Source organism: Saccharopolyspora sp. NPDC045839, assembly GCF_056431645.1.
Map to the genome: position 1 here is coordinate 30,283 of NZ_JBWKKH010000016.1, position 25,905 is coordinate 56,187.

Genomic DNA, 25,905 nt, shown 5'->3' on the forward strand with positions numbered 1-25,905 from the left:
CCCTTTCCCCCTCCGCCCCCCGCGTTCCCCCCCCCCCCCCCCCCCCCAACCCCACCCCCCCCCCCCCCCCCCCCCCCCCCCCCGCGCCCCCGGAAATGCGGCAGGGCCCGCACCGGGGTCGGTGCGGGCCCTGCCGTCGGTCGAGGAACCGGGCTGGCGGTCGGAACCGTCAGTCGTCGTCCTTGCCCGGGGTGGTCTTGGCGACCTGCATCAGGAACTCGATGTTGGTGCGCGTCTTGCGCAGCCGGTCCTGCAGGAGTTCCAGTGCCTGCTGCGCGTCGAGCGCGGCGAGCACCCGGCGCAGCTTGTGGGTGACGGCCAGCTCGTCGGGCGAGAGCAGGATCTCGTCCTTGCGGGTGCTGGAGGAGTCCACGTCCACCGCCGGGAACAGCCGCTTGTCCGCGAGCTTGCGGTCCAGCTTCAGCTCCGCGTTACCGGTGCCCTTGAACTCCTCGAAGATGACCGTGTCCATCGTGGATCCGGTCTCCACCAGCGCCGTGGCGAAGATGGTCAGCGAGCCACCGTTCTCGATGTTGCGGGCCGCGCCGAGGAACCGCTTCGGCGGGTACAGCGCCGTGGAGTCCACACCACCGGACAGGATTCGCCCGGATGCCGGGGCCGCCAGGTTGTAGGCGCGGCCCAGCCGGGTGATCGAGTCCAGCAGGACGACCACGTCGTGGCCCATCTCGACGAGCCGCTTGGCCCGCTCGATGGACAGCTCGGCGACCGTGGTGTGGTCCGACGGCGGCCGGTCAAAGGTGGAGGCGATGACCTCACCCTTGACCGAGCGCTGCATGTCGGTGACCTCTTCCGGACGCTCGTCGGCGAGGACGACCATCAGGTGGCACTCGGGGTTGTTGGTGGTGATCGCGTTGGCGATCGCCTGCAGCACCATCGTCTTACCGGCCTTCGGCGGCGAGACGATCAGCGCGCGCTGCCCCTTGCCGACGGGCATCACCAGGTCGATGATCCGGCCGGTCAGGTTGTGCGGCTCGGTTTCGAGGCGCAGCCGCTCGTTCGGGTAGAGCGGGGTCAGCTTGTGGAACTCGGGGCGGTTCTTCGACGCGTCCGGCTCCAGGCCGTTGATGGAGTCGACCCGCACGAGCGGGTTGAACTTCTGCCGCTGCTGCTCGCCCTCCCGGGGCTGCCGGATGACGCCCTTGATGGCGTCGCCGCGGCGCAGCCCGTACTTGCGGACCAGCGACAGCGACACGTAGACGTCGTTCGGGCCCGCCAGGTAGCCGGAGGTGCGCACGAAGGCGTAGTTCTCCAGCACGTCCAGGATGCCGGCCACCGGCAGCAGCACGTCGTCCTCGCGGACCTCCGGCTCGCTGCCGCCGCCCTCGCCGCGGCCGCGGTTGCGGCGGCGGTCGCGGAACCGGCGGCCACGACCCCGACGACCACCCTCGTCGTCATCGTCGTCCTGCTGCCGGTTGTCGCGGTCCCGGTCCTGCCGGTTGTCCCGGTCCTGCCGGTTGCCGCGCTGCTCCTGGCGGTTGTCCCGCTCCTGACGCTCCTGACGGTTGTCGCGGCCGTCCGACTTGCGCTCGCGCTGCTCGTCGCCGCCCGATTCGGCGGCCGCACCGGCCCGCCCGGACGAGCGGCGCCGGCGGTTGCCACCGCGACGGCCGTCGTCCTCGCCGCCGGCGGCCGGCTCAGCGGCCTGCGCGCGGCGGCCTCGGCCGCGGGTGGGAGCCCCGTTGGTGCCGGACTCTGCCGCGGTCTCGCGCGGGGCGGCCTCGGTCTCGGTCTCGTCCAGCGCCGGCTGGTGGGCCTTGGCGGCCGGAGCTTCCTCGGCGCGGGACGGGCTCTTCTTGGTGGAGCGGGCCTTCGGCGCCGTGGTGCCGCCCTGCTTCTCCTTGATGGCGGCGATCAGGTCGCCCTTGCGCAGGCCACCAGTCTCGATCCCCAGTTCCCCCGCGAGTTGGCGCAGTTCGGCAAGGACCATGCCGGAGAGTCCGCCGCGTCGCCGCGGGGTTCCGTTGGCCTCGGATTCCTGCTGGCCAGCCGAAGAGGCGTTCGTCGCCTCGCTGCTCAACAGTTCGGTGTTGCTCACGAATGTCCTTCCTGACCGGACCGCGCCTCCTACGCGACCCAGCGGATTGCCCGCCCGCTCTGGAGTGCGGGCGGCCTGTTTGTGCTACCAGCCCTCTTGCCGGTGTGGTCAGCGCCGCGCTCGCGGCGCGACCGATTTCGGCAATGGCTCGGGGAACCAGCAGCACCGGGCGGTGGGAGGTACCCGGCTCGCGTGGTCCATGTGCGACGCATCCACTCCGATCCACGCGTGCCGATGCACGCTCTGCTGCCGCCTCATTCCAGGAACCCCCGGCTCAACTTCGTGCCCCGGTGGTGAACCGGGAAGCTACGGGACATCGAGTCGGCGTCATGGTCACCTTGGGGGGCCACACCGTGGAACTTAAGGCCCCCACCCCGACATCGGCAACGGATGCGCACCGCCGATCGTCCCGAAGCGAACTCGATTGAGTTGAGAACTCCTGCCTCGGTCACCGCGATCGCCGAACCCGCTAAGTTGATCTTCACCCGTGGCGGGTGGAGTTCAATTCACAGCGGGAGATGCGTCCCGGAAAACGATGTCCCGGGCACGGCACCGGCGCCCTGGGCGCGGTGACTGATTGACCTTGAGGGTAGACGCCCCGTAGTTCGGGTGCAACAACCCCCTGGGCGTGTGGCACGCCCGCTCCGATCACGTCATCGGTAGCCGGCCAGCTGCTGTCGCTGTTGGCGACCGGTGACACTTCCTTTGTACCACTCTTCGCGAGCGCGTTTGCTCCGGGGCCGTGAACAGGGCTTTTCCGTCCCCGTTCACGGCCTCGGGTCATGCCTGCGGCTCGACCCGCACGCCCGCCCGATCGACCGGAAGGCGCAGCTCGTCGAAGCCGTTCGGCGCAATGTCGGCGGGAAGCTCCCCGCCCGGCGGGAACGCCAGTACGGTCGGTCCCGCACCGGACACGGCGGCGGCGACGCCGGCCGAGCGCAACCGGCGGACCAGCGCGATGGTCTCCGGCCACGCCGACTCTCGGTAGTCCTGGTGCAGCCGGTCGTCGGTGGCGGCCAGCAGCAACGCAGGATCGCTGGTGACCGCGTGCACCGCCAGCGCCGCACGCCCGGCCGCGAACGCGGCGTCGGCGTGCGGAACCCGCTCCGGCAGCAGGCCGCGAGTGGTGTGCGTCGACGACTCCGCTTGGGGGACAAGGACGATCGGTGACACGTCCGGGTGCGGATCCATCCGGACCGCTTGGAAGCGCCCGGAATCCTGCCAGGCGACGACGAAACCGCCGAGCAGGCTCGCCGCGGCGTTGTCCGCGTGCCCCTCGCGGACCGCGGCCATCTGCAGCGCGCGGCCGGCGTTTTCCTTGTCCCGCAAGTCGAATCCGGCGAGGCCGAAGGCGGCGGCGACCCCGGCGACGATGGCCGCCGCCGAGGAACCCAGCCCGCGGGAGTGCGGAATCGCGTTCTGGCAGTGCAACCGCAGCGCGGGCGCCGGGAAACCCAGTTCGGCCAACGCCTTGTGGATGACCCGCACCACCAGGTGACGCTCGTCGGTGGGCAGGGCGGCCGCACCCTGCCCCTCCACCGACACCTCGGCGGTGCCCGCGGCGCCGTCGACGACCTGGACGGAAACCTTGTCGTACAACGACAAGGCCATGCCCAGTGCGTCGAACCCCGAGCCGAGGTTCGCGGTCGAGGCGGGCACCGTCACCCGGACGGCCGACACCGGCAATGCGGTCATGCCAGTTCCAGCGCGGTGGCGACCGCGCCCGGGTCCACCGGCAGCGGCTCCACCTCGACCATGCCGGACAACGCGGTGTCCGGGTCCTTCAGGCCGTGACCGGTGACCGTGCACACCACGACCGAGCCGGCCGGGAGGCGGCCGTCGGCGGCGGTGACGAGCAGCCCGGCGACGCTGGACGCCGAGGCGGGCTCGACGAAAACACCTTCCCGCGAGGCCAGCGTCCGGTAGGCGGCGAGGATCTGCTCGTCGGTCACCGCGTCGAACAGCCCGCCGGACTCTTCCTTCGCGCGCACCGCGCCCGCCCACGACGCCGGGCTGCCGACCCGGATGGCGGTCGCGATGGTCTCCGGCTGCGCGATCGGCTGGCCGTGCACCAGCGGCGCGGCACCGGCGGCCTGGAAGCCGAACATGCGGGGCGTCCGCTCGATGACGCCGTCACCGGCGTACTCGGTGTAGCCCTTCCAGTAGGCCGTGATGTTGCCGGCGTTGCCGACCGGCAGGCAGTGCACGTCGGGCGCCCGGCCGAGCACGTCGCAGATCTCGAACGACGCGGTCTTCTGGCCCTCCAGCCGGACCGGGTTCACCGAGTTGACCAGGGTCACCGGGTGCTCGGCGGACGTCTTGCGGGCCAGCTCCAGGCAGTCGTCGAAGTTGCCCTGGACCTGCAGGATCTTCGCGCCGTGCACGACCGCCTGGGCGAGCTTGCCCAGCGCGATCTTGCCCTGCGGCACGAGCACCGCCGAGGTCAGCCCGGCGCGGGCGGCGTAGGCCGCGGCCGACGCCGAGGTGTTGCCGGTGGAGGCGCAGATGACGGCCTTGCTGCCCTCGGCCAGGGCGTGCGTGATGGCCACGGTCATGCCGCGGTCCTTGAACGAGCCGGTGGGGTTGGCGCCCTCCACCTTCAGGTAGACGGTGCAGCCGGTGAGCTCGGAGAGGTGGTGGGCGGGCACCAGCGGGGTGTTGCCCTCCTGCAGGGTCACGATGCGCGCCCCGTCCGGGACCGGAACCCGGTCCCGGTACGCCTCGATCAGGCCGGGCCATCCGGCGCCGGACCGCACCGGCGCACCCTGGATGTTCGTCACGACGATTCACCTTCCACGCGCATCACGCTGACCACCTCGCGCACCACCGGTAGCTGCGCGATCTTGTCCACTGTGGACCTGAGTGCCGCGTCGGGGGCCGTGTGGGTGACCACCACGAGGCTGGCCTCCGCGCCCCGGCCCTGCTGACGCACCACCGAAATGCTCACATCGTGCTCGTTGAACATGGCCGCGACCTGCGAGAGCACGCCCGGTTTGTCGGCCACGTCGAGGCTGATGTGGTAGCGGGTGGGGGTCTTGCCCATCGGGCGCATCGGCAGCTGCGCGTGCGCCGACTCCCGGGGCCCCCGGCCCGCCACGACCAGGTTGCGCGCGACCGCGACGAGATCGCCGAGCACCGCGCTGGCGGTCGGCGCTCCCCCCGCGCCCTGACCGTAGAACATCAGCTGCCCCGCGGCCTCCGCCTCGACGAACACCGCGTTGAAGGCGTCGCCGACGCCGGCCAGCGGGTGGCTGCGCGGGATCATCGCCGGGTGCACGCGAGCGGACACCGACTCGGCGCCGTCCTCGTCGACCACCCGCTCGCAGATCGCCAGCAGCTTCACCGTGCGGTCCAGGGTGCGCGCGGCGGCGATGTCGCCGGGCGTCACCGCCGAGATGCCCTCCCGGTGGACGTCGCTGGCGGTCACCCGGGTGTGGAAGGCCAGCGACGCCAGGATCGCGGCCTTCGCCGCCGCGTCGAAGCCGTCCACGTCCGCGGTCGGATCCGCCTCGGCGTAGCCCAGCCGCCCGGCCTCGTCCAGCGTCTCGGAGTAGCCGGCGCCGGTGGAGTCCATCGCGGACAGGATGTAGTTCGTGGTGCCGTTGACGATGCCCATGACCCGGTTGATCCGGTCCCCGGCCAGCGACTCGCGCAGCGGGCGCAGCAGCGGGATCGCGCCCGCCACGGCCGCCTCGAAGTAGATGTCGGCACCCGAGGCGTCCGCCGCCGCGTACAGCTCGGAGCCGTGCTCGGCGAGCAGCGCCTTGTTCGCGGTCACCACCGACTTGCCGGACTTCAGCGCGGTCAGCAGCAGCGAGCGCGCCGGCTCGATGCCGCCGATCAGCTCCACGATGACGTCGACGTCGCCCTCGACCAACGCGTGCGCGTCGGTGGTCAGCAGGTGCTGGGGCACGTCGGGGTGCTTGTGCGGGCGACGCACCGCCACCCCGGTGACCAGCATCGGCGCGCCGGTCCGCGCGGCGAATTCATCCGGTTGGTCCTGCAACAGGCGCAGCACCTCGGTTCCGACGGTCCCGCACCCCAAGAGTGCGACCCTGATCGGTTCACGGTCCTGGCTCACTCACACCTCCAGCCGGAGCAGGTCGTCCTCGGTCTCCCTGCGCAGCAGCAACCGCGCCTGACCATCACGAACCGCCACGACGGGCGGCTTGGGCAGGCGGTTGTAGTTGCTGGCCATCACGTAGCAGTAGGCGCCGGTGGCGGCGACTGCCAGCAGGTCTCCTGGAGCAATGTCCTCCGGCAACCAGCAGTCGCGCACCACTACGTCACCGGACTCACAGTGTTTGCCCACGATGCGGGACAGCACGGCGGGCGCCTCAGCGGTGCGGGACACCAGCCGGCAGTCGTAGACGGCGTCGTAGAGCGAGGTGCGGATGTTGTCGCTCATACCGCCGTCCACGCTGACGTACTTGCGGTGCGCGTCGCCGCCGAGCGCCACGTCCTTGATGGTGCCGACCTCGTAGACGGTCACCATGCCGGGGCCGACGATCGCGCGGCCGGGCTCGACGGCGATCTTCGGCACGGGGATGCCCGCGTTGTCGGCTTCCTTGCCGACGATCTCGTGCAGCCGAATCGCCAGCTGCTCGGGCGGCAGCGGGTCGTCGTCGGCGGTGTAGGCGATGCCCAGCCCGCCGCCGAGATCCACAGTGGACGCGCTGGCCAGCGCGTCGGCGCCGTGCTCCTCGCGCAGCTCGGCGAGCAGCCGGACCACCCGGTGCGCGGCCAGCTCGAAGCCGTCCACGTCGAAGATCTGCGAGCCGATGTGGCTGTGCAGGCCGGCCAGCACCAGCGAATCTGCCTTGAGCACCCGGTGCACCGCCTCGGCGGCCTGCCCGTTGGCCAGTGAGAAGCCGAACTTCTGGTCCTCGTGCGCGGTCGCGATGAACTCGTGGGTGTGCGCCTCGACGCCGACGGTGATGCGCACCAGCACGTGCTGGCGGACGCCGCGCTCGGTGGCGATGTGGTCCAGCCGGGCGATCTCGTGGAACGAGTCCAGCACCACGGAGCCGACCCCGGCCTCGACGGCGGCGGTCAGCTCGGCGACGGACTTGTTGTTGCCGTGGAACGTGATCCGTTCGGCGGGGAACCCGGCGCGCAGCGCCACGGCCAGCTCGCCGCCGCTGCACACGTCCAGGCTCAAGCCCTCCTCGGCGACCCACTTGGCGACCTCGGTGCACAGGAACGCCTTGGACGCGTAGTGCACGGTGGCCGGGTCGCCGAACGCCTCGGCGTAGTCGCGGCAACGCGACCGGAAGTCGTCCTCGTCGAGCACGAACAGCGGCGTGCCGAAGCGTTCGACGAGTTCGCGGACGTCGATGCCGGCGAGCCGGACGACGCCGTCGGCGCCGCGCTCGCAGTTGCGCGGCCAGACGTTCGGGTGCAGCAGGTCGACTTCGTCCGCGGTCGCCGGGAGGGGTCCCGCGGTGTTGCCGGGCAGCACGACATCGGCGTGCCGCGGCCCGGCGGGATGGGCGCGCATTTACAGCTCCTTCGCGCGGCCTGCCGATGGGCAGGCCGTTGTTGCATTCATCTGCCCCGCGTGCGCCCTACATCTTGTCCGGGGCGCTGACCCCGAGCAGGCCGAGGCCGTTGGCGAGGACCTGGCGGGTCGCCTCGCACAGCTGCAGCCGGGCGATGGTCAACGGGCTCGCCTGGTCGTCACCGGGCTGCAGCACGCGGCACGCGTCGTAGAACTTGTGGTACGCGGCGGCCACGTCCTCCAGGTAGCGGGCCACCCGGTGCGGTTCCCGCAGCTGGGCGGCCGACAGCACCACGCGCGGGAACTCGCCCAGGGTGCGGATCAGGTCGCCCTCACGTTCGTGGGTGAGCAGCGACAGGTCGGCTTCGTCCACCGGTCCGCGCTCGATTCCGAGCGAGGCGGCGTTGCGCTGCAACGAGGACAGCCGGGCGTGCGCGTACTGCACGTAGAAGACCGGGTTCTCGTTGGTGCGCTTGCTGATCAGGTCCAGGTCGATGTCCACCGCGGAGTCCGCGGAGGACCGGATCAGCGAGTAGCGGGCCGCGTCCACGCCCACGGCGTCGACGAGGTCCTCCAGGGTCACGACGGTGCCCGCGCGCTTGCTCATCCGCACCGGCTTGCCGTCGCGCACCAGGTTCACCATCTGCCCGATGAGCACCTCGACGACGGCCGGATCGTCGCCCAGCGCCGCGGCGGCGGCCTTCAGCCGGGCGATGTAGCCGTGGTGGTCGGCGCCCAGCATGTAGATGCACAGGTCGAAGCCGCGGCCGCGCTTGTCCCGCAGGTAGGCGACGTCGCCGGCGATGTAGGCGGGCGCGCCGTCGCTCTTGATCAGCACCCGGTCCTTGTCGTCGCCGTACTCGGTGGAGCGCAGCCACCAGGCGCCGTCGGCGAAGTACACGTGGCCGGACTGCTTCATCTCCTCGACGCACGCGGCGACCGCGCCGGAGGTGTGCAGCGAGTCCTCGTGGAAGAACACGTCGAAGTCGGTGCCGAACTCGTGCAGGCTCTGCTTGATCTCGTCGAACATCAGCCCGACGCCGATGCGGCGGAACGCCTCGTGCCCCTCCGCCTCGGGCAGCTCCAGGGCGTTCGGCTCGGCCTTGAGCACGGCCGCGGCGATGTCGGCGATGTAGTCGCCGCCGTAGCCGTCCTCCGGCGCGGGCTCGCCCTTCGCGGCGGCGATCAGCGACCGCACGAACCGGTCGATCTGCGCGCCCGCGTCGTTGAAGTAGTACTCGCGGGTCACCTCGGCGCCCTGCGCGGCCAGCACCCGGCCGAGCGCGTCGCCGACCGCGGCCCACCGGGTGCCGCCCAGGTGGATCGGGCCGGTCGGGTTGGCGGAGACGAACTCGAGGTTGACCTTCAGCGCCGGATAGAGCTCGCCGCGGCCGTAACCGGCGGACTTGGTGAGCACCTCGCGCACGATCTGGCCCTGCGCGTCGGCGGCGAGCCGGAGGTTCAGGAAGCCGGGCCCGGCGACGTCGACGGAGTCGATGGCGTCCTGCCCGGTCAGCGCCTCCGCGAGCCAGCCCGCGAAATCGCGCGGCGACACGCCGACCTTCTTGGCGACCTGCATGGCCACGTTCGTGGCGTAGTCACCGTGCTCGGGGTTGCGGGGTCGCTCGACCGTCACCACCTCGGGCAGCACGGAAGTGTCCAGGTCCCGGGCGGAGAGGACCTCGACGGCGGTGTTGCGGACCAGTTCTGCGAGCGCGGCGGGAGTCACCTTATGCAGTCTAAGGAAGCGTCCGCGCTGCTCAGCCAACGGGTTGGGGACGAGCAAGCCTGGGATAACACGCCGCGTGATCGACTCGTCACTCTGGTGTGAGAACGTGGTGGCGAGCATTGGACGCACGGCCACCCGCAGCGCCCGGAATCTCTACACTGACGGGCCGGATCCCCCGGTGGTTCTCGGCGAGACGAGGTTTGCGAAGAGCATGGCGAACAGGAAGAGCAAAGCGGTGCGCGGCGCCGTGGTGCACCAGCGGTCGATCCCCTGGATGCTGATCTCCGGCGTCACCGTCGTGGTGGTTTTCGCGGCCGTGATCTTCGGGTACGCGTACAGCCGGTGGTCGGGACAGGAGTCGGTCCGGCAGGCCCAGGCCGAAGCGGAGAAGGCCACCGAGGCGTTCAAGCCGTCGCCGCAGAACCCGGACCCGTCGAAGACCATCCCCGGCGTCACCGTCGTCGACTACCCGGGGCAGATCCACGTCCGCCCGGACCAGCGGGTGGCCTACGACCACACGCCGTCGTTCGGCGGCCCGCACGACGGCATCTGGGCCGACTGCACCGGCGTGGTCTACCCGGAGGCGGTGCGCACCGAGAACATGGTGCACTCGCTGGAACACGGTGCGGTGTGGATCGCCTACAACCCGGATCGGGTCAACGAGCCCGGCCTGGAGCGGCTCAAGGCCCGCGTCGACGGCAAGCCCTACACGATGATGTCGCCGTACCCGGGCCTGGACAGCGCGATCTCGCTGCAGTCCTGGGGCCACCAGCTCAAGGTCGACAACGCCGACGACCAGCGCATCGACCAGTTCATCACCGCGCTGCGGCTGAACAACAACGGTGTCTACCCGGAGATCGGCGGCTCCTGCCAGGCCTACCCGGGCGCGTTCGACACGAACAACCCGCCGAAGTTCGACCCGACCCCGCCCGGCCCGGACGCGATCCCGATGGACGGCCGCGGCGCCAGCGCCGCCACCGGCGAGATGGGCCAGTGACCCGTGTCGGCTGAGGCACGGCGACCGCTGCCGGTCCGCATCTTCGTGGCCGTGGCGGCGGCGGTCGTCCTGCTGCTGCTGGGGGCGGCGCTCGGTCTGCTGATCCGGGTGCCGTCCTTCGACAGCGCCGAACCGCAGCCGACGGCGGTGGACGTCGGCTTCGCGCAGGACATGTCCGTGCACCACCAGCAGGCGGTGACGATGGCGACGCTCGCGCGGGAGCACGCCGCCGACGTCGCCGTGCGCCAGCTGGCGTTCGACATCGAGACCAACCAGCGCGACCAGATCGGCCGCATGCAGGGCTGGCTCAGCCTGTGGGGCCAGTCCGCGCAGGCCGTCGGCCCGCTGATGACGTGGATGACGGAGGACGGCGGCCACCAGCACAGCGCCCCGGCGGCCGCGCAGTCGGAGTCCGGCGGGCTGATGCCCGGCATGGCGACCAGCGCGGAGATGTCCCGGCTGCAGTCGCTGCGCGGGCCGGAGTTCGACGTCTACTTCCTGCAGCTGATGCTGCGCCACCACGAGGGCGGCGCGCCGATGGCGGACTACGGGGCGACGCACGCGGCGGTCCCGGCGGTCCGCGAGCTGGGGAAGAACATGCTCGGCTCCCAGCGCAGCGAGAGCGACCTCATGCGCTCGATGCTCGCCGAACGAGGCGCCCAGCCGCTGCGCTGAGGCGCGAGCATGGGAACCTTCCTGTCACCCGGCGGCCCTCACCAGGTCAAAGCCCGGCAGCGCTGGGCGCATTCGGCGGGCTCGACCTGCAGGGTCGCGTGGTCGATCTGGTAGCGCTCGGCCAGGACTCGCTGGGCCGCCACCAGCACGCCGCCGTGGTCGGCGCCCGCGCCGGTGGTGAGGTGGGCGGAGGCGACCTCCATGCCCGAGGTGAGGGTCCACACGTGCAGGTCGTGCACCTCGGTGACCGACGGCAGCGCGGCGAGATCGGCCCGCAGCTTCTGCAGGTCCACCCCTTCCGGCGCCTGCTGGACGAGGATTCGCAGCGCCTGCCGCGCCAGCTTCCAGGTGCGCGGCAGCACGAAGAGGCCGACGGCGACCGCGACGATCGGATCGGCCAGGTACCAACCGAACGCCCAGGTCACCGCGCCACCGATCAACACGCCGACGGAGCCGATGGTGTCCGCGAGCACCTCGAGGTAGGCGCCGCGCACGTTCAGGCTCTCGTTCGCGCCGCGCCGCAGCAGCGCGAAGACGACGAGGTTGGCAGCCAGCCCGGCGGCGGCGGTCAGCATCATCGGCACGCCGGCGACCTCCGGCGGCTCCTGGAACCGGGCGATGGACTCGTAGAGGATATAACCGGCGACGCCGAACAGCAGCACGGCGTTGGCGAGCGCGGCGAGCACTTCCATGCGGTAGAGGCCGAAGGTCCGTTTGCCCTCGACCGGTCGCCGGGCGGCGGTGATCGCGGCCAGCGCCATGCCGACGCCGAGCACGTCGGTGAGCATGTGCCCGGCGTCGGAGAGCAGCGCCAGCGATGACGTGAGGAACCCGACCACCGCTTCCAGGACGAAGAACGCGAGCAAGATCGCGAATGATGCGGCCAACCGCCGCACGTAGCGGCCGGATGCGCTGACCGCATCGGCGGCCGAGCCGTGCCCATGCCCCTGACCCATCGACCGTCCTCCTCAGTCGTCTCTCCGATACATAGTGAAGTATGCATGAGTGCACGCGTCAAGTCAGGCCGTCCCGCCTATCGAGATGCGAGCATGGGAACTTTCCTCTCACCGGTGACAGGAAAGTTCCCATGTTCCAACCTCACCACGAAGACGCGGTGAACTGCGGGACAGCGGTAACCCGACCCCCGTCGAAGGATGCCCGCCGGGTGCGCTAAGCTAACGATCGTCCGCAGCGACAAGCCCTCGTAGCTCAGCGGATAGAGCACTGCCCTCCGGAGGCAGGTGTCACAGGTTCGAGTCCTGTCGAGGGCGCAACGAAATCGGGTCCTGATGAGTTTCACTCACCAGGGCCCGATTTCGTTATGCGGCAAGCGACATCGACGCGGCGCTCACCTGGTGGTGTAAGCGCCGCCGTTCACGTGCAGGGTCTGCCCGGTGATGTGGCTCGCGCCTTCGGATGCCAGGAAGTGCACCGTTTCGGCGATGTCGCTCGGCCGTCCCGCACGGCCGTTGTGGGTGGCGTCGATCAGGGCGGCTCGCTTCTGCTCGCCAAGTTGCCCGCGGAAGAACTCGGTTTCCTCGATGTAGCCGGGCGCGATCAGATTTGCCGTCAGCCCCTTCGGCCCCACCTGCGCGGACAGGCCCGCGTTCCAGGCCGCCAGCGCCGCCTTCGCCGCCCCGTAAGACGTCGAGGCGTATTCGGCGCCGATGGAACCGATATTGATGATGGTGCCGCCCGGCCGGAGTTTGTCGAGCACGGCCGTCGTGGTCGCGACGGCACTGAGCAGGTTGGCGTCCAGATTCTCCCGCCACGCCGCCATCACCTCTTCGAGACCTTCCGGCTCCCCGGACCGCTGCAGGTCGGCGTTGCCGCCGGCCATGTTGACCAGCACGTCGAGATGCTCCCCGAGCCGGTCGGCCAGGTCGGCCACCTGCCGGGGATCGGTCGCGTCGCAGGCGATCGAACGGACGCCGATCTCGGCCGCGGTGGCCGCCAGCCGCTCCGCGTTGCGACCGGTGATGATCACGGTGTCTCCGTCGGCGCGGAATCTGGCCGCAACCGCCTTGCCGATTCCCGTACTACCTCCGGTTACGAGCACGATGCGCTTCACTGAAAGCTCCTCAACTGATATGTTTAGCGCTAAACGTAACCCGGGAGGCGGCAGATGTCCAACACCCCAGGAGCCGGGGACTACCCGCTCAACCAGGCCGCCACGTGGCCCACGGCGGACATCGCAGCGGCATGGCAACGCGAACTTCCCGGCGTGGACACAGATTCCATCGGGGTCATCACGCCGATCTGGCGAATCGCCAAGGTCCTCGCCGACGAACGGCGGCGCACCCTGAGCAGGCTCGGGATCGATCCGTCCACACTCGACCTTCTCAGCGTGATCCGCCGCGCGGGCCCGCCGTACGAGCTCACGACCCGCGAGATCACCCGCCGGACGCTGGTCACCCCGGGTGCGGTCTCCCAGCGAATCGCCCGGGCCGAACAAGCCGGGCTGGTCTCGCGATCACCGTCCACGGCCTCGCGCCGAGCGGTCGCCGTCCGGCTGACCGACGCAGGCCACAGCCTCATCGAAACCACCGTGCGCGAACTGCTCGAACACGAATCGCAGTTGATCAGTGCGCTCACCGCGGCCGAACGCTCATCCCTGACCGGCTTTCTAGCCAAGCTGGAACACTCGCTCGTCGAGCCGCCGCCGGATGAACGTTGATGTCCTGCTGGGAGCGTGGTTACTCGGCCACCGGCCCTTCGATGCTCCTGAGTCGCTCCGCAGCCAGGGCTGCATGCACCACCGCTCCAAACCAAACAGGACATTTCCGCCCAGGTGACAGGAAGGTTCCCATGCTGCACCTCGGCAACGCTGATGCGCGAAGTGGCGCTCGCTGCTAAAGCTGTCCACTGTGGCCGCCATCGATAAGCTGGGGCCATGGCGGTTGCGAGGCCTCGGTGAGTGTGGGCAAACGGCTCGGGTTGCTGCTGATGATGGTGGTCATCGTCGGCGGAGCGGCCGGGATGGGCGCGATGGCGGGGCTCGGCGCGGCGACGACGTTGGCTGCGCTCACCGCCATGTTCTGCTTCATGGCGGCATCCGGCGGCGCGTTGCGCACCGATTTGCGGCTGCTCGCGTTGCTCGCGCCGGCGATGGTGTTGGCCGTCGCGGTGCCGCGCCTGATGGCCGGGGTGTCGAGCTGGGTCTCGATCGCACTGGTCGTGGTCGTCATGTTCGTCTCCGGTCTCCTGCCGGCGTTGGGCCAACGTTTCGTCCAGGTTGGGCTCGGCTTGGGCATGGCGGCCCTGTTCAGCTACGGATTCCAGCTCACCGGGACCGCCACGCACATCCAGATCGTCGCGGCTCCGGCGCTGGCCGTGATCTGGGTTTTCCTGCTCCGCCTGTTGCTCGGTGCCAGAGACCCGAGCGGGCCGACGAGAGCCGCCCTGGCCGATGCGTTGGCCGACGAGCAGCCAACCGACCCGGCGGAAGCACTGCGCAAATGGCACTCCGACCGGCCGACGCGCTGGACCGGGCAAGTGCTGTTCGCGGCCATGCGCTACCGCACCATCCTCGGTGTCCTCGGCGACCGTCGCCGGCACCTGCCGTCCTATGGCGCCGAAGAGCTGGATGCCGCGCTGGACGCCGCGCGCGAAGAAGCAGCCAGGCTGGCCGACGCCGTGCGCGCTCCCGCCTCGCCCGAGCTGCCTGACAATGGCGGACCGGCAGCCCCCGAGCTTCCCGGCGGCACCAGCGGCCTGGTCTCCCGTTTATGGGAGGAGCTGGATAAGATCCGCACTGCGGCTGCGGCTCGGGATGCCACTCGGATCGCGGTGCCCGCGGCGGTCCGCCAGGTGCTGGTGAAGACCTCGCGCGGCACGCTGTCCTGGCGATCGACCCAACTCCGGCATGCGGTGCGGTGCGCGCTGGGCGTGCTGATCGCGCTCGTGATCGCGAGCTTCCGGCCTGGAGATCCACTCACCGTCGCGTTCCTGATGACGATCTTCGCGATCATGCAGCCGGAGTGGCACGACAGCCTGGCAAAAGCCCGCGAAAGGGCCATCGGTGCGCTGGCCGGTTCCGCGGTGCTGGCCCTGGTGATCTGGCTGCTTCCGCAGGCCGCGCTGGCAACGGTGGCCCTGATCGCGCTGCTGATCGGCTTCTGGTTCATGCGAACGCAGCCCGTGGTGTTCAACGGGTGCATCGTGCTGATGAGCGTCGGGCTCAACGCCACCACGCGCCACTTGGACCCGGTGTCGGTCCTCGTGGAGTACGTGGTGCTGATCCTGCTCGCCCTGGTGATCGGATTGGTCTTCGGGTTCGCCGCGATACCCGGTGTACCCAAGCCCGGCATCAACGAGCGCTTCGCCAACGCCTGCGGCGCGATCCGGAACCTGCTGGCCCAGGTGGCGGATGTCCACCGAGGCGCCGGTCCCAACTCGCACGATCTCGCCCGGAGCTTCCACACAGCCGTCCGAACCCAGCAGGAGCTGGTCACGGCCACGCCCGGTAGCAGGCAACCGCAGCCGGACCAGCAGGAAGCGCTCGACACCGCCTACGACAGCTTGCGAGGCCTGTTCCACCAGGCAACGGCCGTGGTCGTGCTCCCACCTGACAAGTCGACCGCAACCGCCATCGACGACACGCTTCGCCTGCTCGACGACGGCAGCATGGGAACTTTCCTGCCAGAAGTGACAGGAAGGTTCCCATGCTCCAACACCTCCAGCGACCTTGCCGACGGCGAACCGCTCCCCAAGATCTCCGAAACCGAACTGCTCCTGGCGACGATGAACGCCGACGCACTGCTGCTGCGGCAAGTGACACCGACGTTCACAGATTGAGAGGCATCGCCCGCTTCAGCGGGTTCGAGCCGACGGTCGGCGAGCCGACTAGGCGGTGCCGCCGGCGAAGGATCCGGTCTCGTAGAAGTCGTTGATGTGGTCGCGAACGAGTTCGACGGCCCGCGGCGCGTCGTGCTCCTCGATGGCCCGCAGGATGTTCCGATGCTCGGCGCGCACCGTCTTCGCAGTCGCTCGCCAGTCGGCCAGCTGCTCGTAAGCGTCGATCATCTGGCGCTGAATCGCGGTGCGCAGCGAACTCATCAGGTAGGAAGCCAGCGAGTTTCCGGTGGATTCCGCGATCCGCACGTGGAACTCGGTGTCCAGGCGGTTGAAGTCGCGGGCGGTCAAGTCGGTCGCGTCCATCTGGTCCAGGATGTTCCGCAGCGCCTCGTGATCCTCGCCGGTAGCGTTGCGCGCCGCGTCGGCGACCGCCCACTCCTCCAGCATCACGCGGGTCCGGAGTACATCGGTGCCACTGAAGTGCCCGAGCGCCAACTGCATCTTCAGCAGGATGGCGAACCCCTCACCGGGATGACCGACGAACACCGTCCCGCCTTCGGGGCCGCGGCCGGGCCGAACTTCGACGATGCCGAGCGCCTCAAGCACGCGCAGCGCCTCACGCAGCGACGGGCGGCTGACGCCGAGGAGCTGCGAAAGTTCGCGTTCGCTGGGCAGTCTGTCGCCGGGCGCGAGCAACCCGTCCAGCATGCGCTGCTCGATCTGCGCCATGACCTGCTCGTAGGTGCGCACCTTGCGCACCGGTTCCCACGAGCTCTGGCTTGCGGAACTCACGCTTCTCCTCGATTTTCCTGCGGTGCTCCCGGAGACCGCCCCACTCTACGGGCGCAGCCCGCCCCTGCCTGCCGTCAGCCGCGCATCGTTCGTTCCAGCTCACGCCGCAACTGCACCGCCAGCACCGAGTCGTCCACTTCGACGTCATCCCAGCCGACGACACCGCCCTGGGGAATCTCGTTGCGCAGCTTGACGCCGCTGGCCAGTCCCATCGGCAACGCACCGAGCTTCAGCGACATCTCTGCCGGGGCGAGCTTGCCGTGAACCATGTAGCCGCCCTCGCCGTCGAGGGCTTCCCCAGCCTTCAGCGTGCGTTTTGCAACGGAGACGACGTCTCCTCGGAAGACCGTCGGGCACCCGGTCGCCTCTCCGCGCACGGCGGCCGAAGCGATGCTGATGCCCAGTTCCAGCCCGATCATGTGGTACGGCCGGTAGAGCGAGCCGTAGCGCCCGGTCTCATCCGTGCGCACGCCGTACTCCGCGAAGCACTGGACCGCATAGTCGGTGCGCGCTTCGAAGGTGACGTAGACGCCCCAGCGCAGGTCTCGCGCGACGTCGGTGCCGTCGCGGTGGAGGCTGGAGGCGATCTCGACGGTGCCCCGGCGGGTCAACCGGCCCCCGACCTCGGCGGGCCGGAACACCGTTGACAGGTCGTCGACTCCGCAGGGTGGGAAGAGCAGGCCTTCGTCCTGCGGCACCAATCCGGTGCCGTTGGCGACGGCCGCCATCTCGATGGCCGATTTCGTCCCGTCCAGGAACGAGTTGAACATCTTCGGGTTGAAATCCCCGCGATCCAGCTGTTCCCGCGTGAAGCCGTAGTGCTCCCACACCGTGTCCGGAGTGGATGCGTGGTACTCGGGCAGGTACTTCGTTCCCTTGCCCGCGGCCACCACGTCGAAGCCCGCTGTGCGAGCCCAATCGACGAGCTCGCAGACCAGGGCGGGCTGGTCGCCGTAGGCCATCGAGTAGACCACCCCGGCCGCGCGAGCCCGCTCCGCGAGCAGCGGCCCCACCATGCAGTCGGCCTCGACGTTGACCATCACGACGTGCCGACCGGCGTTGATCGCGCGGACCGCGTGGCGCACACCTGCCACGGGGTCGCCGGTGATCTCCATGACCACTTCCAGCCCCGGAGCATCGATCAACGCATCTGCATCGTCGGTGACATGCGTGCTGCCGCTGCGCAATGCCTCGCCGAAGTTCGCGGCCGCGTAACGCCCGGCGGGCCAGCCGGTGCGCTGCAACGCGGCCCGAGCTCGCTCCGGTGAGAGGTCTGCGATGCCGACGACGTGCATGGTTTCGGTGCTCAACGCCTGAGTGAGAAACATCGAGGCGAACTTCCCCGCCCCGATCACTCCGACTCGGATCGGCCCACGATCCCGCGTTCGCTCGCCCAGCAACGCGTGGAGATTCATCAAACCCCTCACTGGACATACGGTCTGACCACAACAGCCGTCCAACGTAATCCCGCCCCCACCCACCGTCAACCCGCCGTAGCGGGCGACAGCATGGGAACTTTCCAGTCATGCGCCCCCGACGTCCCAGCTCAAGCGGGGGGGTTGCCGCCTGCGGCTAGGTTGAAAATGATTATCATTGCTTTACTGGCGCGGCCTCGGGTGGCCCGGATCCGCAGCAAGGGAACCTTTCCGCCGCCCAGGAACGAACACGCATCACCGATCGCCCGGAGAGGACGCGATGCAGCACAACATCGAACACCGCATCGGCGAGTACACCGTCCGCGCCGTCAGGCCATCCGACGTTGATGGCGCGCGGAAGGTCATGCTCGACACCTTCTACAACGAGTTCGGGCACGGTTACGACTCGACATGGCACTCGGACGTCATCAACATCGAGCCCACCTACCTGCAGAATCCCCGGCACGCCCTGTTCGTCGCGGTTCGCGACGGCGAGGTCGCGGCAACAACGGCGGTGCGAGCCAACGGCCCCAGCAGTCCGCCGCATCCACAGTGGATCGCCGACCGCTATCCGAGCGGCGAGACCGCTCAACTGTTCAGGGTTTACGTCGCCAGGGCGCACCGCCGGAACGGTCTTGCACGCGCTTTGGTTGCGATGGCTTGCGACTTCGTCGCCGACACGGCGGGCTACTCCGCGATCTACCTGCACACCAACCCGGCGATCGAAGGCGCCGAGCCTTTCTGGCGCGCGGTGGCGAAGGAGATCTACGACGCGCGTGGCGACGAGCAGCACAGCCAGTCCGTCCACTTCGAGATCCCGATCCCACGCTGAAGAGACCCGCGAACTCTCGCACCAGTGGCAGGAAGGTTCCCATGCTCCAGCCCCTAGACCCCCTGGAGCCACACGAGCTAGAAGGCCGCTGCATGGGAACCTTTCTGTCACTACTGCCCAGCAGTCGCGCTCGCCGTCATTCGGCGACTCGCGACACCGTTTCACTTCAGGGAAAGTTAAGAACCGAAAAAGGTCCGCATCGAAAATGCGGTCCCACAGATGCCCCGAAGTCCTAATTAAGGCTCGTTTATCGGCTGCGTCAGATTCCTTTACGCATTCACTTCAGATGACAACACACTGCCTCTCACCTGCAAGAACACCTATCGATCCAATAATTTCCGTTGAACACGAATAGAATTTTCACCGTGGACGTCGCCTCACTCGCCGAGTCAACATCTGTTCACCCCGAAACGATGCACCGGTGATCGATGCGCGCCGCTCGCGGCCGACGTCGGCACCGGCGGACGACGAGGAGACTCGACGTGAACGTGCGCCGCAAGCCAGCCGCAGCCACTGCTCTTGGCGGCTTGTCCGTCATCGGCACCCTGCTTTCCCCACAGGCCGCCTTCGCCCACGGCGACATGCAGGCACCCGCCGGCCGCGCCTACACCTGCTTTCTAGAGGGAGCCGAGAGCCCCGACTCCGAGGGATGCAAGGAAGTCGTTGCCGAGAACGGTTCCGCCCCGATCTACGACTGGATGAGCAACCGGATCGGCGACGCCAACGGCCGGCACCAGGAACTGATCCCGGATGGGAAGCTCTGCAGCGCCAACAATCCGATGTACTCGGGTTTCGACACCCCGGCCACGGCATGGCCGACCACTCAGCTGCAGACCGGCGACGTCGACCTCGAGTTCAAGGCCACTGCCAAGCACCAGGGCGGGTTCCAGGTCTTCATCACCAAGGACGGCTGGGATTCGTCGAAGCCGCTGGCTTGGGGCGATCTGGTGAAGGTCGCGGACGTCGACAGCCCGCCGGAAACCGCGGAAGGGTACTCGATCGCCGCGAAGATCCCCGAGGGCAAGACAGGTCAGCACGTGCTCTACACGATCTGGCAGCGCACTGACAGCCCCGAGGCGTTCTACTCCTGCTCCGACGTGGTCTTCGGCAAGCAAGGAACCGCCCAGACCAGCGCCCTTGAGGCGCAGCGGCCTGTGGCCACGACTTCGGCCACCACACACCACCACGGCACCCATGCCCCTGAGCAGACTGCGTCCTTCTGGGATCGCGTGATGGGCTGGTTCGCCTGACGTTGCGATCGCCCCGGCGCGAGCATGGGAACCTTCCTGTCAAAAATGACAGGAAGGTTCCCATGCTCCACGTCAGGACGAGCCGATGCCGGTGAGGGCTCGGACTTCCATCTCTGCGGTTCGCTTCTCGCTCACCTGGCCTCCTCCGAGCAGCGTGCCGATGTAGCCGCACAGGAACGAGATCGGGATCGACACGATCCCGGGGTTGCTCAGCGGGAACCACGCGAAGTCCACGCCCGGCAGGATCGAGTCCGGCGATCCCGAGAGCACCGGCGAGAAGATGACCAGAACCGTGCACGAGATCAGCCCGCCGTAGATCCCCCACAGCGTGCCGCGGGTGTTGAACCGCCGCCAGAACAGCGAGAACAGCAGCGTCGACAGGTTCGCAGAAGCCGCGAACGCGAACGCGAGCGCCACCAGGAACGCGATGTTCTGCCCGTTGACGAGGATGCCGCCGAGGATCGACGCGGCACCGATCACGAGCGCCGTCAGGCGGGCGATCCGCACCTCCGAGTCGGGATCCGCCTTGCCGCGCTTCACGATGTTGGCGTAGACGTCGTGGGCGAAGGAGGCGGATGCGGTCAGCGTCAGCCCGGCGACAACGGCGAGGATGGTCGCGAAGGCGACCGCTGCGACGACGCCCAGCAACACCGTGCCTCCGACGCGGTACGCCAGCAGCGGCGCGGCCGAGTTCTCGCCGCCGGGAGCCGAGAGGATCGCCTCGGTGCCGTTGACCGCCCCCGCCCCGTAGCCGATCACGAGCGTGCACAGGTAGAACAACGCCATCGTGCAGGTCGCCCAGACCACGGAACGCCGCGCCTGCAGCGCGTTGGGCACGGTGTAGAACCGCATCAGCACGTGCGGCAGCCCGGCGACGCCCAGCACCAAGGCCAGAGACAGCGACACGAAGTCCAGCTTGGTCGTTTCGCTCTGGCCGTACTTCGCACCGGGCGAGAAGATCCGGTCCCCCAACGGGTTCTGGTCCGCCGCGTGCTGCAGCAGCGAGGTCAGGCTGAAGCCGAACTTGCCCATCAGGAACAGAGTCATCATTGCCGCGCACAGCATGAGCATGGCCGCCTTGATGATCTGCACCCAGGTGGTTCCCTTCATGCCACCGACCAGCACGTAGACGATCATCACCAGGCCCACGCCGCCGATCACCAGCGCCTGACCGCCCGAGCTGTGCACGTCGAGCAGCAGCGCCACCAGGCTGCCCGCGCCGGCCATCTGGGCGATCATGTAGACGAAGGAGATCACCAATGTGGACACTGCGGCGGCCGCGCGGACCGGGCGTTGCCGCATCCGGAAGCTCAGCACGTCGCCCATCGTGAAGCGGCCGGTGTTGCGCAGGAGCTCGGCGACCAGCAGCAGGTTGACCAGCCAGCCCACGAGGAAGCCGATCGAGTAGAGGAAGCCGTCGTAGCCGTGCACCGCGATCGCTCCGGCGATCCCGAGGAACGACGCCGCCGACAGGAAGTCCCCGGAGAGCGCGATGCCGTTCTGCGCACCGGTGAACCGGCCGCCTGCGGCGAAGTAGTCGGTTGCCGTGCCGGAGCTGCTCACGCGGTAGACCATGTACAGGGTGAGCAGCACGAACACCCCGAAGATGCTCATGTTGAGCACCGGGTTGGCGTTGATCATCGCGGGTCCTCCCCGGTCGCGTCCCGGTACAGCGCCACGACGCGCGGATCGATCTGGCGCGCCGCGTACTTGAGGTAGAGGGCGGTGATCAGGATCGTGCTCGCGAACTGGCCGATGCCCATCACCAGGCCGACATTGACCTCGCCGAAGAGCCGGATGCTCATGAACTCCGGCAGGTAGGCGGCGAGGGCGACGTATCCGAGGTACCAGAGGAGGAACACCGCGGTCATCGGGAAGACGAAGCGGCGCAGCCTGGCCCGGAGATCGAGGAATTCGGGGCTTCGCGCGATGGCGGTGTAGTCCGGTGCCGGCCGGTGGGCGCGGGGTGCCGGTTTGTCGATCTGGCCGAAGGTTGCCGGCGTCGCGGGCTCGCCTCCGGGCGTTCGCGGCTGCGGTGGCTGGGTTGCGTTGGGCATGCGTCCTTCCAAGCAGTCGAGCTGCATCGACGTGGTTTCGGTCGATGCTTCGGAGTTCCCCAGTGCTCCGTGGCCGAGCGCCCTGGCTCGCATTCGATCCGGCTTTATCGAGAGTTCGCGGATCCAGGGCGTCGGCGAACCGCGCTGCCCGCGCTGCCAACCGGTTCGGAAGTCTAGCCAGTGAACGCCGCAGCACCGACACGCGCAGCGACACAGCACACACATTGATGAATTCGCCGATCACGGTATGTGGTCGTTTTGCTGTACCGACCCCATGCGCGGGCGCCACCGAAACTGCCCTCCGCAAGCCGAAAACCCTGAGCCGCAGCAAATTTCAGCAGGTCAACAAGGCACTCGACACGCACGACAGGTGGCCGGGCGAATTCTCGGCGCGGTCCTGCAACGAAAAAGTCATTCGTAGCCCCAACATCTACCTATCGGGCGACAAAAGCACTTCTAGAGATCGTCCAGCCGGACACGATCAGTGTTCGCGATTGTCAAGATCAACCACCACCCCAGCCAAAATGATCTCCAACGACATCGAATCAGCAGGTCAGCCAACCGAATTCGAGAACGAAGGAAGATCATTTCATTGCGGTAGTGTTCTCAAAACCGACACCCGGCGAAGACGAATCCGGTGCGGCCGCGATCACCCCCGACATCGCAGGCTCCGGACGCCGGTATCGACGACAGCACCGGCCACCGGCGAAAACCGGCCGCACGCAGCGCCGCCAGCCCTGCAAGAACCTGCCGCGCACACCACAGACGGGCCCAGGCTGCCCACCACATGAACGCGCCGTCGGTGAACACCTCGACTGCGCGGGAAAGGACTGCGTCGTGAGCAGCGGACTCGAAAATCCGGCCGCGAACGCGCCCCGGGCGTCCAGGTGGTCCCGCACCACGCCGAAGGTCGCCGAGCGGATCACCACGTGGCGCAACTGGAAACTACCCACCAAGATCGCCGCCGTCGTGCTCGTTCCGGTGATCTTCGCCTTGGTACTCGGCGTGCTGCAGATCCGCAGCCAGATCAACCAGGCCGACGAATACGCCAAGCTGGACCGGCTGGTCGCGACCGGCAGCGCGGTTCGCGCGGCCACCGACGGCCTGCAGCAGGAACGCAGCAAGGCCGCCGAGTTCCTGGTGCGCGGGCCGGTTTCCGCGCCGGAAGTGCAGGAACGCTTCACCGCCACGGACCAGGCGCTCGACGACATGCGCCAGCGGCTGCGGGCCACCCCGGACAGCGAGGCGGTCCGGTTCGCCCGGCAGGAAACCGACCGGCGCTTCACCGGGCTCGCGCCGATCCGCCAGCAGGTGCTGGGAGGTCACGCCGATCCCGGGGTGACGATCAACACCTACACCGAGCTCATCGGCGTGCTGATGGCGCTCGACCGCACGCTGATCAGCCAGATCTCGTCGTCGCAACTCGTGTCCACGGCCACCACCGCGCACGAACTGGGGCAGATCAGCGAGGAAATGCAGCTCCAGCAGGCCCTGGTTCTCACTGGGCTGACCCGCGGCGGTTTCAGCACCGACAACCTGGCCCGGCTCGCGGCCAGCGAATCCCGCCGCACCTCCGCGGTCAAGGAGTTCCGCGCGGCCGCCACCCCTCAGCAGCGGATGCGCTACGACCAGCTGTACGCGAAGCCCGAGGTGCCGGCGCGGGAAACCTCGGTGCAGCTGGCGATGGCCGAGCGCGACAACACGAAGTCGCGGCTCTCCACGGCGCTGGTGTCGGCAGCGGTGTGGAAGGACCAGTCCCGGACGGCTCATGGCGAGCTCAACGCGCTTCAAGATCACCTGGACCAGCAGCTGCACGACACCGCGTTCTCACTGCAGGACAAAGCGAGCAACATGGCGGGCCTGGAGTCGGTGATCCTGCTGTCGGCTCTGCTGGTCGCCGGCGCGGTCGTCGTCGTGGTCGCCCGGCACCTGCTCGGGTCGCTCGACGTCCTGCGCCGCAGTGCGCTGGACACCGCTAACTACCAGCTGCCGCAGGCGGTCGCCGACATCCGCGCCGGTCACGCCGTCCGCCCCCGCGTCGAGCAGGTGCCGGTGGAGACCTCCGACGAGATCGGCGACGTGGCGCGGGCGTTCGACGACGTGCACACCCAGGCCGTCAACCTCGCCACCGAGCAGGCCGAACTCCGCCGCAGCTACAGCGACTCGTTCATCAACGTGTCGCGGCGCAGCCAGGGCCTGCTGGAGCGGCAACTGCGGCTGTTCGAGCAGCTCGAACGCGACGAGGAAGACCCCGACCAGTTGGCGACCCTGTTCCAGCTGGACCACCTGGCCACCCGGATGCGCCGAAACAACGAGAACCTCATGGTGCTCTCGGGCGCGGACCCCGCCCGGCGGTTCACGCGGCCGACCTCGCCCGCGGATCTGATCCGGGCCGCAGTGTCGGAGATCGAGCACTACCCGCGGGTGATCGTGCAGCCGCTGCCGGACGTCAAGATCGTCGGATACGCCGCGAGCGACCTGGTTCGGCTGCTGGCCGAACTCCTCGACAACGCGGCGAATTTCTCGGCGCCGGAAACCCAGGTCGTCGTCTCCGGGCAGCGGCGCGGCGACGGGTCGCTGGGCATCGACATCGTCGACCGCGGCATCGGCATGTCGCAGGACGAGCTCGCGGCCGTGAACCAGCGGCTGGCCGGTGACGAGGAGATCAAGCTGTCGACGTCCCGGCGCATGGGCCTGTTCGTGGTCGGCCGGCTCGCCGCCCGCCACGGCATCCGGGTGGAACTGCGCCCCGGCCCGGAATCGACCGGGGTGTGCGTCGCGGTCGGCCTCGGGCCGGAACTGCTGGTGGACTCCGTGCCCTCGGCACCGGTCCAGCGGACCAACGGCATCGTGCCCAACGCCCGCACCGCCGACACGCTCGTGGAGGAGTTCGACTGGGAAGCGGCCGAACAGGACGCGGCCGGCAAGCGCCAACTGGTGCGCAACGGTTTCCACCTGTTCCGCTCCCCGAGCAACGGCGCGCCGCAGGTGCCGCCCGAGGACGCCTTCAACACCGAAGAGATCACCCGGGAGCCCGTACAGGCCGCCGAGCACCACAACGGCGCTACGGCCCCGACACCGATCTTCGACGATCTCGCGTCCGCGTGGTTCCGGGCGACCCCGCACGACGCCACCCGCCCCGCCATCCGATGGCCCGCCCCCTCGGCGGAGGGTGACAGCAAGGGAACTTTCCTGTCACCGCCGACAGGAAAGTTCCCTTCCTCTCAGCCCGCCCGGACCAACGGCCATGGTGGCTCGTGGACCTTCGCTAATGACCAAGCCCGGCAGCGGGCCGAGGAAGTCGCGGCGGCAGAACCTTCCGACTACACCGCTGCAGGTCTTCCGCTTCGAGTTCCGCAGGCGAACCTTCTGGCCGGCAGCGCCGACACGGAGTCGGGTGGGCGCGCGCGCCCGCCCCGCGACCCGCACGCCGCCCGCGGCCGGCTGGCGAGCTTCCAGGCCGGTGTTCGGCGCGGCCGCCACCGCCAGCAGCTGACCTCACACAACGGCGCCGCGCCGACGGGAGCATCCGCGCAGCCTGACCCATATCCGCACGCCAACAACGGCACCAACGGTGTCCAGGCCCCCGAGCCGCTGCTCAACCAGGAAACCGCCGACTACACGACTGCCGGGCTGCCCCGGCGAACCCCGAGAGCCCAACTGGTCCCGGGAACGGCCACCGAGCCGGACGTCAAGCCGCGCCGCGATGCGGACGTGATGCGGGGACGGCTGGCCAGCTTCCAGCGCGGCGTCCGCGAAGGCAAGCACAGCCTCCGCGACTCGCCCTCGGCCGACTAGCGCGCCC

19 protein-coding genes and 1 tRNA gene are annotated in these 25,905 nt (G+C 69.0%); 8 read left to right on the plus strand and 12 right to left on the minus strand.

The annotated features are described in order from the left end of the window. Positions 1-169: 169 nt before the first annotated feature. From rho to argS, 6 genes are all read right to left on the minus strand, one after another. A complete protein-coding gene (rho, locus tag AC07EQ_RS22385; RefSeq protein WP_478389858.1) occupies positions 170-2,056 on the minus strand; it encodes a transcription termination factor Rho in 1,887 nt (628 codons plus the stop codon). Between the two features lie 780 nt (positions 2,057-2,836). Then, positions 2,837-3,751 carry a homoserine kinase gene (gene thrB / locus AC07EQ_RS22390; RefSeq protein WP_478389859.1) on the minus strand — a complete coding sequence of 305 codons (915 nt, stop codon included), beginning with the start codon at positions 3,749-3,751 and terminating at the stop codon, positions 2,837-2,839. Beyond that, on the minus strand, positions 3,748-4,812 hold the full coding sequence (gene thrC / locus AC07EQ_RS22395; RefSeq protein ID WP_478389980.1) for a threonine synthase: 1,065 nt from the start codon (positions 4,810-4,812) through the stop codon (positions 3,748-3,750). The genes thrB and thrC overlap by 4 nt, the downstream gene beginning before the upstream one ends. Positions 4,813-4,832: 20 nt before the next feature. Further along, positions 4,833-6,137, minus strand: a complete 1,305-nt coding sequence (locus AC07EQ_RS22400; protein WP_478389860.1) for a homoserine dehydrogenase — start codon at positions 6,135-6,137, stop codon at positions 4,833-4,835. Then, positions 6,138-7,556, minus strand: coding sequence for a diaminopimelate decarboxylase (gene lysA / locus AC07EQ_RS22405; protein WP_478389861.1), 1,419 nt, complete (start codon positions 7,554-7,556; stop codon positions 6,138-6,140). Positions 7,557-7,623: 67 nt separating this feature from the next. After that, positions 7,624-9,285 carry an arginine--tRNA ligase gene (argS, locus tag AC07EQ_RS22410; RefSeq protein WP_478389862.1) on the minus strand — a complete coding sequence of 554 codons (1,662 nt, stop codon included), beginning with the start codon at positions 9,283-9,285 and terminating at the stop codon, positions 7,624-7,626. 211 nt (positions 9,286-9,496) lie between these two features. On the opposite strand from argS, the gene AC07EQ_RS22415 reads away from it, so the two are divergent. Both AC07EQ_RS22415 and AC07EQ_RS22420 read left to right on the plus strand, forming a co-directional pair. Then, complete coding sequence (locus tag AC07EQ_RS22415) at positions 9,497-10,282, plus strand: DUF3105 domain-containing protein (protein WP_132493154.1); 786 nt, start codon at positions 9,497-9,499, stop codon at positions 10,280-10,282. 3 nt (positions 10,283-10,285) lie between these two features. Further along, positions 10,286-10,957, plus strand: coding sequence for a DUF305 domain-containing protein (locus tag AC07EQ_RS22420; RefSeq protein ID WP_358574582.1), 672 nt, complete (start codon positions 10,286-10,288; stop codon positions 10,955-10,957). 38 nt (positions 10,958-10,995) lie between these two features. Here AC07EQ_RS22420 and AC07EQ_RS22425 read toward each other — a convergent pair whose 3' ends face one another. Then, positions 10,996-11,913: a cation diffusion facilitator family transporter gene (locus AC07EQ_RS22425; protein ID WP_132493152.1), complete on the minus strand. Its 918-nt coding sequence runs from the start codon at positions 11,911-11,913 to the stop codon at positions 10,996-10,998. Between the two features lie 242 nt (positions 11,914-12,155). Here AC07EQ_RS22425 and AC07EQ_RS22430 point away from each other — a divergent pair. Continuing rightward, positions 12,156-12,228 (plus strand) — tRNA-Arg (locus AC07EQ_RS22430). A gap of 77 nt (positions 12,229-12,305) precedes the next feature. Here AC07EQ_RS22430 and AC07EQ_RS22435 read toward each other — a convergent pair. Further along, complete coding sequence (locus AC07EQ_RS22435; protein WP_478389863.1) at positions 12,306-13,028, minus strand: SDR family NAD(P)-dependent oxidoreductase; 723 nt, start codon at positions 13,026-13,028, stop codon at positions 12,306-12,308. A gap of 54 nt (positions 13,029-13,082) precedes the next feature. Between AC07EQ_RS22435 and AC07EQ_RS22440 the strand changes: the two genes are divergently transcribed. Both AC07EQ_RS22440 and AC07EQ_RS22445 read left to right on the plus strand, forming a co-directional pair. Next, positions 13,083-13,634, plus strand: a complete 552-nt coding sequence (locus AC07EQ_RS22440) for a MarR family winged helix-turn-helix transcriptional regulator (RefSeq protein WP_478389864.1) — start codon at positions 13,083-13,085, stop codon at positions 13,632-13,634. Between the two features lie 236 nt (positions 13,635-13,870). Next, positions 13,871-15,754, plus strand: coding sequence for an FUSC family protein (locus AC07EQ_RS22445; RefSeq protein WP_478389865.1), 1,884 nt, complete (start codon positions 13,871-13,873; stop codon positions 15,752-15,754). A gap of 48 nt (positions 15,755-15,802) precedes the next feature. On the opposite strand, the gene AC07EQ_RS22450 is transcribed toward AC07EQ_RS22445, so the two are convergent. Both AC07EQ_RS22450 and AC07EQ_RS22455 read right to left on the minus strand, forming a co-directional pair. Then, positions 15,803-16,546, minus strand: a complete 744-nt coding sequence (locus AC07EQ_RS22450; RefSeq protein ID WP_478389866.1) for a FadR/GntR family transcriptional regulator — start codon at positions 16,544-16,546, stop codon at positions 15,803-15,805. 74 nt (positions 16,547-16,620) lie between these two features. Then, positions 16,621-17,961 (minus strand): NAD(P)H-dependent oxidoreductase, encoded by a 1,341-nt coding sequence (locus tag AC07EQ_RS22455; RefSeq protein ID WP_478389867.1) that lies wholly within the window; start codon positions 17,959-17,961, stop codon positions 16,621-16,623. A 280-nt stretch (positions 17,962-18,241) separates the two neighbouring features. On the opposite strand from AC07EQ_RS22455, the gene AC07EQ_RS22460 reads away from it, so the two are divergent. After that, positions 18,242-18,793 carry a GNAT family N-acetyltransferase gene (locus AC07EQ_RS22460; protein ID WP_478389868.1) on the plus strand — a complete coding sequence of 184 codons (552 nt, stop codon included), beginning with the start codon at positions 18,242-18,244 and terminating at the stop codon, positions 18,791-18,793. 482 nt (positions 18,794-19,275) lie between these two features. Further along, a complete protein-coding gene (locus AC07EQ_RS22465) occupies positions 19,276-20,043 on the plus strand; it encodes a lytic polysaccharide monooxygenase auxiliary activity family 9 protein (protein ID WP_478389869.1) in 768 nt (255 codons plus the stop codon). A gap of 72 nt (positions 20,044-20,115) precedes the next feature. Here AC07EQ_RS22465 and AC07EQ_RS22470 read toward each other — a convergent pair whose 3' ends face one another. Next, entirely contained in the window at positions 20,116-21,684 is a 1,569-nt protein-coding gene (locus AC07EQ_RS22470; RefSeq protein WP_478389870.1) for a solute symporter family protein, read from the minus strand. Then, entirely contained in the window at positions 21,681-22,100 is a 420-nt protein-coding gene (locus AC07EQ_RS22475) for a DUF485 domain-containing protein (protein ID WP_478389871.1), read from the minus strand. Before AC07EQ_RS22475 ends, AC07EQ_RS22470 begins: the two co-directional genes overlap by 4 nt. Before the next feature lie 837 nt (positions 22,101-22,937). Here AC07EQ_RS22475 and AC07EQ_RS22480 point away from each other — a divergent pair. Next, positions 22,938-25,898 carry a sensor histidine kinase gene (locus AC07EQ_RS22480; protein WP_478389872.1) on the plus strand — a complete coding sequence of 987 codons (2,961 nt, stop codon included), beginning with the start codon at positions 22,938-22,940 and terminating at the stop codon, positions 25,896-25,898. Positions 25,899-25,905 lie beyond the last annotated feature (7 nt).

Bases quoted from the DNA above. Each gene is read 5' to 3' on its own strand.
- thrB (WP_478389859.1), bottom strand. From the start codon at position 3,751: ATGACCGCATTGCCGGTGTCGGCCGTCCGGGTGACGGTGCCCGCCTCG.
- lysA (WP_478389861.1), bottom strand. From the start codon at position 7,556: ATGCGCGCCCATCCCGCCGGGCCGCGGCACGCCGATGTCGTGCTGCCC.
- AC07EQ_RS22415 (WP_132493154.1), top strand. From the start codon at position 9,497: ATGGCGAACAGGAAGAGCAAAGCGGTGCGCGGCGCCGTGGTGCACCAG.
- AC07EQ_RS22425 (WP_132493152.1), bottom strand. From the start codon at position 11,913: ATGGGTCAGGGGCATGGGCACGGCTCGGCCGCCGATGCGGTCAGCGCA.
- AC07EQ_RS22440 (WP_478389864.1), top strand. From the start codon at position 13,083: ATGTCCAACACCCCAGGAGCCGGGGACTACCCGCTCAACCAGGCCGCC.
- AC07EQ_RS22455 (WP_478389867.1), bottom strand. From the start codon at position 17,961: ATGAATCTCCACGCGTTGCTGGGCGAGCGAACGCGGGATCGTGGGCCG.
- AC07EQ_RS22460 (WP_478389868.1), top strand. From the start codon at position 18,242: ATGCAGCACAACATCGAACACCGCATCGGCGAGTACACCGTCCGCGCC.
- AC07EQ_RS22470 (WP_478389870.1), bottom strand. From the start codon at position 21,684: ATGATCAACGCCAACCCGGTGCTCAACATGAGCATCTTCGGGGTGTTC.
- AC07EQ_RS22475 (WP_478389871.1), bottom strand. From the start codon at position 22,100: ATGCCCAACGCAACCCAGCCACCGCAGCCGCGAACGCCCGGAGGCGAG.